At 55.9% G+C, this 985-nt stretch carries 2 protein-coding genes; both read right to left on the reverse strand.

Annotated features, from left to right (window positions below):
• Window positions 1-124: 124 nt before the first annotated feature.
• Window positions 125-421, reverse strand: coding sequence for a hypothetical protein (locus ACT9AS_RS14565; protein ID WP_445100877.1), 297 nt, complete (start codon window positions 419-421; stop codon window positions 125-127).
• A gap of 215 nt (window positions 422-636) precedes the next feature.
• The coding region (locus ACT9AS_RS14570; RefSeq protein ID WP_445100878.1) for a hypothetical protein at window positions 637-985 on the reverse strand (349 nt) is incomplete at its 5' end.

Raw genomic sequence — 985 nt, forward strand, 5'->3', positions numbered from 1 at the left:
CGTCCGATAATTCTGACAGTAGCCGTGTCCGCCGCGAGAAATTTCGGCGCTGCAGCCTAACGCCTGAATTAAGCCGAGCCGCGAAGCGGCTTCGGCTTGAATGAATTGTTAGGCCTCACGCCCTTCACTGATCACTGGAAATCGCGATCGCGATGCCACGGTCAGCGAGTACTTTGGCGGCCTCTTTATCTCCAGCAATACGATGCTGTAAAGACTGGCAGCGCTCAATACCCGCAATAGTGAGCGAGAGTTCCCCGTCAGAGCTATCAACAAGCCCCTCTTCAATCAAACGTTCGCGCATGCCGCCAGCGCGAGAGTCCAGCGCTTGGCGCATGTCAATACGAAGCAAGCACTCAAGAAGGTCAATTTCCTCTTGGCCGATGCTTCCGATTTTCATGGAGTAGCGTTCTTTGTTTGCCACGTGTTTTCCCGAAGGCCGTGGAGAGTTAAATACTAGGGCCAAATATTGCCCACTGTCAGCACCATTGGTCGGATTTCCAGTGCATTACATGGCGCCAGCTTTGGTGAGGCCTAACACCTTGAGTTAAGCTGACGTGCGTAGCGGAGCCAACAACATGGCAAGCTTTATCTGCCATGTTGTTGGTGTAGCGAAGCGCGTTCGGCTTGAACGAACTGTTAGGCCTTGCGCCGGGCACGCCAAAGCCACTCTGCTAATGCCGCGCCCACTAAACCGCCCAGCGGTACCAAGCCTATGATGTGGTCCGCGTCCAAGGCCTCCGCGGCGAAACTTGCTAAGAGCGCTGCAACAATAAAGCTCGCGGCGATCAGGCCGTAGGGGGTCGCGCGATGACCGTGAGTCGCATCCCTAGCTTTGTCGTTCACCGTTCCCTCCTTCCGCTCCAAAGTAAGCTTGGCTTCCACTGCGACCAACGCACTTCGCTCCAAAAGGCCTAACGCCTGAGTTAAGCCGACCCGCGCTGGGTGGCTTCCGAAATCGAGGATAGCGTAGATGCCCCCGAAGTCG

The sequence above is a fragment of the Lysobacter sp. F60174L2 genome (assembly GCF_052547135.1).